This window comes from Halorubrum sp. SD41 (genome assembly GCF_058630335.1).
The window spans coordinates 1-6,640 of the sequence record NZ_JBZVGZ010000049.1 but is presented as its reverse complement, the minus strand read 5'-3'; the positions used below and the strand labels follow the sequence as shown (position 1 = coordinate 6,640).

General features: G+C 69.0%; 4 protein-coding genes. 2 read left to right on the top strand and 2 right to left on the bottom strand.

Annotated elements, in window-relative coordinates; genetic code table 11:
* Positions 1-286: 286 nt before the first annotated feature.
* Complete coding sequence (locus AC4NMM_RS15160) at positions 287-1,459, bottom strand: pyridoxal-phosphate-dependent aminotransferase family protein (RefSeq protein WP_491924647.1); 1,173 nt, start codon at positions 1,457-1,459, stop codon at positions 287-289.
* 94 nt (positions 1,460-1,553) lie between these two features.
* Between AC4NMM_RS15160 and AC4NMM_RS15155 the strand changes: the two genes are divergently transcribed.
* On the top strand, positions 1,554-3,119 hold the full coding sequence (locus AC4NMM_RS15155) for a PAS domain-containing sensor histidine kinase (protein WP_491924646.1): 1,566 nt from the start codon (positions 1,554-1,556) through the stop codon (positions 3,117-3,119).
* A 36-nt stretch (positions 3,120-3,155) separates the two neighbouring features.
* Here AC4NMM_RS15155 and thrS read toward each other — a convergent pair whose 3' ends face one another.
* Positions 3,156-5,132 carry a threonine--tRNA ligase gene (thrS, locus tag AC4NMM_RS15150; RefSeq protein WP_172863925.1) on the bottom strand — a complete coding sequence of 659 codons (1,977 nt, stop codon included), beginning with the start codon at positions 5,130-5,132 and terminating at the stop codon, positions 3,156-3,158.
* 187 nt (positions 5,133-5,319) lie between these two features.
* Here thrS and AC4NMM_RS15145 point away from each other — a divergent pair, with 187 nt between their 5' ends.
* Positions 5,320-6,300 carry a PLP-dependent cysteine synthase family protein gene (locus AC4NMM_RS15145; protein WP_096393451.1) on the top strand — a complete coding sequence of 327 codons (981 nt, stop codon included), beginning with the start codon at positions 5,320-5,322 and terminating at the stop codon, positions 6,298-6,300.
* Positions 6,301-6,640: the final 340 nt, after the last annotated feature.

Here is a 6,640-nt window from a genome sequence, read left to right as displayed (position 1 = left end):
ACCGCAGCGAGGGAGCGACAGCGACCGAGCGAGGAGCACAGCAAGGCGCGCGAGCCGTCGCGACTGGGGCTTTGGAGATCGGTATCCCAGCAGTCGGTCATTTATAAACAACCGACAGCAACACCGCAATCTGACTTATAAACGACCGCTCTCAAGACGTACTACACCCACTCCCGCTATCGATTCTCGGAGTCCACCTCTCGGCCGGCGCCGAGTTCGAACGCCACCGACTGAGAAGGTAGCAATCGGTCCCGCGCTGCTCCCGACTCAGACTCCGACCTCCGGCTCAAGCCTCGTAGTCCTGCGCCGCCAGCGCGTCCTCCAGCGCGGCGAGAACGTACTCGACGTTCTTCGGGCGAGCGGAGTAGCCCATACAGCCGATCCGCCAGATGTCGCCCTCCAAGTCGCCGAGGCCGGAGGCGATCTCCAAGTCGTACTCCTCCAAGAGGTGGTCGATGACGGCGCCGTCGTCGACGCCGTCGGGTACCCGTACCGCGTTGAGGCTCGGGAGCCAGTACTCGTCGGGAGCGTTCATCTCCAGCCCGAGTTCTTGAAGCCCCGACTTCAGCTCGCCGGCGACCTCGCGGTGGCGGGTCCACCGCTCCTCGATCCCCTCCTCGGCGACGAGCCGGAGCGCCTCGCGCAGCGCGTACACGTTGGTGATCGGCGCGGTGTGGTGGTACGAGCGGTCGTCGCCCCAGTACCCCTCAAGCAGGGAGAGGTCGAGGTACCACGACCGGGGCTGCTCCTCGCGGTCGAGCACCTTGTCCATCGCGCGGTCGTTGAGCGTGAGCGGGCTCGCGCCCGGCGGACACGAGAGGCACTTCTGCGGGCCGGAGTAGGCGACGTCGACGCCCCACTCGTCGACGCGCATCTCCACGCCGCCGAGCGAGGTGACGCAGTCGGCGATCACCAGCGCGTCGTGGTCGTGCGCGATGTCCGTCAGCTCGGGGACGTTCGGCTGGAGGACGCCCGTCGAGGTCTCCGCGTGGACGAAGCCGAACACGTCCGGCTGGTGTGCGTCGAACGCGCGCTCGACGTCGACGGGGTCGAGGGGCTCGCCCCACGGGGCCTCCACCTCGACGACGTCGCCGCCCGCGCGCTCGGCCATCGACTTCATCCGGCCGCCGAAGTAGCCGTTCGTCGGGACGAGCATCGTGTCGCCCGGCTCGACGAGGTTGCCGATCGCGGCCTCCATCGACGCCGACCCCGTCCCCGACACCGGGATCGTCCACCGGTTGTCCGTCCGGAAGGTGTACCGCAGCAGCTCCTGGACCTCGTCCATGATCTCGACGAACGAGGGGTCGAGGTGGCCGACCAGCGGCGTGCTCATCGCCTTCAGTACGCGGGGGTGGACGTCGCTCGGCCCGGGCCCCATCAGCGTGCGGTCCGGCGGCGTCAGCTCTCCGACTTCGGGCGCTCGCTCGTCGACGCCGGGCTCGGCTTGCTGGTTCGACATACCTCATACCCGGACGAGCGAACGCAAAAAGCCGACGGAAGGGGCGACCCCGAATCCACCCTAACTTAACCGTCCGCGATACGTCTCTCGGGACATGAGCGACGGTGCGGGCGAGTCGGCGTCGAACAAGGACCTCCGGACGGTGCTCGACCGGATGTCGGACGGGTTCTTCACGCTCGACGGCGACTGGCGGATCGCGTTCGCGAACGACCGAGGCAGGGAGATCCTCCGGTCCGCGATGAGCGACGACGCCGTCGGGCCGGACGGATCGGTCGAGGGCGCGAACCTCTGGGAGTCGATCCCGGGGGCGGCCGAGACGCAGTTCTACGACGAGTACCACCGGGCCATGGCGACCCAAGAGCCCGTCTCGTTCGACTCGTACTACGAGCCGCTGGACACCTGGTTCGAGGCCCGCGCGTTCCCCTCCGACAGCGGCCTCTCCGTGTACCTTCGAGACATCACCGAGCGGCGCGACTTAGAGCGGCGACAGCGGGAGAGCCTCCGCGCCATCCAGCGGCTGTACGCGGTCTCCTCGGACCACGAGCGCACGTTCGACGAGAAGGTCGAGGCGATCTTGACGCTCGGCTGCGAGTACCTCGACGTGCCGAACGGGTTCCTCACCCGCATCGAGGACGGGACCCAACACGTCGAGGCCTCTCACGCCGACCACCCGCTCTTACAGCCAGGCGAGACCTGTCCGCTCGACGAGGCGTACTGTAAGCGGACCATCGCGCGCGACACGCTGTTGACGGTCGTCGACGCGACCGAGGAGGGGTGGGCCGGCGACCCCGCACACGAGAACTTCGGGCTCGAGACGTACATCGGTGGGCGCGTCGAGGTCGACGGCGAGCAGTACGGGACGCTCTGTTTCGCCGCCACGACCCCGCGCGGCGAGCCGTTCACCGACACCCAGCGGACGTTCGTGGAACTGCTGACGCGCTGGGTGAGCTACGAGTTAGAGCGGCAGCGCGCGGCGGAGCGGCTCGAACGCGAGCGCGACCGGCTCGAAGAGTTCGCGAGCGTCGTGAGCCACGACCTCCGGAACCCGCTCACGGCCGCGAGGGGACGGGTCGACCTCCTCGCCGACGAGTCCGACAGCGAGCACGTCGAGGCGATCGAGCGGTCGCTCTCGCGGATGGAGACGCTCATCGAGGACCTGCTCACGCTGGCGCGGGAGGGCGACGACGTCGACGACCCGGAGCCCGTCGACCTCGTCGCGCTCGCGAGCGACGCCTGGAAGACGACGGACAGCGGGAGCGGAACGCTCCGCGCCGCGGTCGACGAACTCGAAATCTTGGCCGACGAGGCGCGGCTCAGACAGCTCTTCGAGAACCTGTTCCGCAACGCCGTGGAGCACGGCTCCACGAGCAGTCGGGGGGAGCCCGACGACGCCGCGGAACACGGCGGCGAGGCGGTGACCGTCACCGTCGGGCCGCTCGCGGACGGCGACGGGTTCTACGTCGCCGACGACGGGACGGGAATCCCCGAATCCGAGCGCGAGCAGGTGTTCGAGACGGGGTACACGACGGATCCCGAAGGGACCGGATTCGGCCTGAACATCGTCGCGGAGATCGCCGACGCGCACGGCTGGACGGTCCGAGCGGTCGAGTCCGAGGAAGGGGGCGCGCGGTTCGAGGTCGGCGGCGTCGAACCGGCCTGAGCCCGCGTCGCTTCGGCCCGTTCGCGCCGCGGAGACTCACTCCCCGCCGACGAAGTCCGGCTCCGTGCGCTTCTCGTCGCGCTCCGCGACCAGGTGGTCGACGAACGCGTCGAGGTCGACGTCGCCGCGCTGGTTCTCGAAGCGGTCGCGGACGGAGACGGTGCCCGCCTCCTGCTCGTCGTCGCCGACGATGACCATGTACGGGAGGCGGTCGTCGTGGCCCGCGCGGATCTTGCGGCCGACCGTCCAGTCGCGGTCCTCGACCTCGACGCGGAAGCCGGCGTCCTCCAGCTCGTTTTTCACGCGGTGGGCGTAGCCGAGCGTCTCGTCGGAGACGGGGAGGATCCGGACCTGCTCCGGCGCGAGCCACAGCGGGAAGTTGCCGTCGAAGTGCTCGATGAGGACCATGAAGAAGCGCTCGTAGCTGCCGTACAGCGCTCGGTGGATCATCACGGGCTGGTGGTCCTCGTTGTCCTCGCCCGTGTAGGTCAGGTCGAACCGGTCGGGCATGTTGAAGTCGAGCTGGACCGTGGGGCCGTCCCACACGCGGCCCAGCGCGTCCTCGAAGCCGAAGTCGATCTTCGGGCCGTAGAAGGCGCCGTCGCCGGGCTCGACGTCGTAGTCGTAGCCGCCCGACTCGAGCACGTCGCGGAGCTGGTCCTCCGCGGACTCCCAGATCTCGTCGCCCCCGACGGACTTGTCGGGACGGGTCGCGAGGGCGACCTCGACCTCTAAGTCGAGCGTCTCGACGACCTCGAAGATCATCTCGATGACGGACTCGATCTCGGCGCGGATCTGGTCCGGCCGGACGAACAGGTGGCCGTCGTCGATGGTGAACGACCAGACGCGCGACAGGCCGGACAGCTCGCCGCGCTGCTCTTTCCGGTACACCTTCCCGTTCTCGAAGTAGCGCTGCGGGAGGTCGCGGTACGACCAGTTCTGCTGGTCGAAGATGGTCGCGTGGCCCGGACAGTTCATCGGCTTCAGGCCGTACTCCTCGTCGTTGACGTCGAGGAGGAACATGTCGTCCTTGTAGTTCTCGTAGTGGCCGGACTGCTTCCACAGCTCCGTCCGGAACACGTGCGGCGTCTCGACCTCCTCGTAGCCGTGGTCGCGGTTGAGCTCGGTCGCGAAGTCGGACAGCTCGCGAAGGACCGTCTTCCCCGGCGGGTGGTACAGCGGGAGGCCGGGGCCGGTCACCGTCGGGATCGAGAAGAGGTTCATCTCCTGGCCGATCTTCCGGTGGTCGCGCTCCTGGGCCTGCTCGCGCAGTTCGAGGTACTCCTCCAGGTCGGACTCGCTCGCGAAGGCGGTGCCGTACACCCGCGTCAGCGTGTCGTTCTCCTCGTCGCCGCGCCAGTAGGCGGCCGACACCTCGAGGAGGGTCGCGGCGCCGATCTCGCCGGTCGACTCGACGTGGGGGCCCTGACAGAGGTCCTCCCAGCCGTCCTGGACGTAGAAGGTGACCTCCTCGCCGTCGGCCTCCTCGTCTAAGATCTGTCGCTTGTACTCGTTGTCGGCGTAGATCTCTTTCGCCTCCTCGCGCGACCGGACCTCGCGCTCGATGTCGTAGTCCGCCGCGATGATCTCCGCCATCTCGTCTTCGATCGCGGCGAGGTCGTCCTCGTCGACGTCGACGTCCGTGACGTCGTAGTAGAAGCCGTCGTCGGTCGGCGGGCCGATCGTCAGCGTCGCCTCGGGGTGGAGCCGCTGGAGCGCCTGCGCGAACACGTGGGCCGCGGAGTGGCGCAACACCGTGAGGTACTCGTCCGACTGGTCGGTGACGATCTCGATCCGCGCGCCGTCGTGGACCTCGGCGTGCTTCTCGACGAGTTCGCCGTCGATCTTCCCCGCGACGGTGTCGCGACCGAGCCCGGGGCCGATCTCGAAGGCGACGTCCTCGACTGTCGACCCCGCCGGAACGGTCAGCTCTGATCCGTCCGGCAGGACGACCGTCACCTCGGCCTCCGCATCGGTCTCGCTCATACAGCATCGGAGCCGGACGACCGGCATAAGCCTGTTCGATCCGCGGCGCGGTGTCACACGGTCGGACGCTCGCGGCGGTCCGCTACGGTCGCGGCAGTCCGCCGCGGCCGTCCCCGCGATCCCCGTTCCCGGCAAGTCGCGCCGCCGCTCCGGATCCCCGGATCCGGACGGAGCGATGGCAACACACAAATCCGGCGGCAACGTTTGCCGGCCTATGACCGATCATCGGGAGCCCCTGTCGTCGGTGTTGGAGACGATCGGGGAGACGCCGCTCGTCGACGTCCACGACGCGCCGGAGTCGGTGCCGGTGTACGCCAAGCTGGAGTCGTTCAACCCCGGCGCGAGCATCAAAGACCGGATCGGGAAGTACATGCTCGAACGCATGCTGGAGCGCGGCGACGTCGGCGAGGGCGGCACCGTGGTCGAGCCGACCGCCGGCAACACCGGGATCGGGCTCGCCGTCGCGGCCAAGCAGCTGGGGTTAGAGGCGATCTTCGTCGTCCCCGAGCGCTTCTCGGTGGAGAAACAGCAGCTCATGCGCGCGCTCGGCGCCGAGGTCGTGAACACGCCGAGCGACGAGGGGATGGGGCTCGCGATCGACCGCGCGCACCAGATAGCCGAGGAGCTCGACGACGCGGTCGTCCCCCAGCAGTTCTCGAACCCGCTCAACGCCGAGGCGCACTACGAGACGACCGCGCCCGAGATCGACGCGGCGCTCGACGGCGAGGTGGGCGCCGTCGTCGCCGGCTGCGGCACCGGCGGGACGCTGATGGGGATGGCGCGCTACTTCCGCGAGCGCGACCCGGACACCCACGTCGTCGCGGTCGAGCCCGCCGGCTCCGCCTACCGCGAGTTCCTCGGCGAGGACGTCGAGCACGAGGAGTACAAGACAGAGGGGATCGGCACGCACGACACCGAGCGGAACGAGCTGTTCGACCCCGACCTCGTCGACGAGATCCGAGCCATCGACGACCGCGACGTCCACGAGGAGATGGGTCGGCTCGCGAGCGAGGAGGGCCACCTCGTCGCCTCGTCGTCGGCCGCGAACGCGATCGCGGCGAAGCGCGTCGCCCGCGAGATCCGCGACGGCGCGATCGACGCCCCGCACGACGCGGTCGCCACCGTCTTCCCCGACTCCTCCGAGCGCTACCTCTCGAAGGGCGTCTACCGGAGCTTCGAGGAGTGGGAGGGGTAATTTGTGCGGGAGCGACACCGTGATCGCGAGCGGTGCGATATTTAAACAGGATCTGAGCGGCGACTGTCACTTATAAATGGGCGGCGGCGCGTGCCTGCGAGCGGCCGCCACCGGCGGCCGCGAGTCAGCTCGCGCGAGAGAGTCGGCGGTCCGGAGCGAAGCGGAGGACCGCCGACGAGGCTGGGGAGGCGTGAGGCTGCGTTCCCGCGAGCGACCGCCGGGAGCGAGCGGGAGCACGGAAGTCGCAGCCCGCGCAGCGAGCAAAGCGAGCGAGCAGGACCGTCTTCCGGCGGTGCGGTCGCGGTCGGGTGGGACTCAAAGGGGCAGCCGGGAGGCGGGC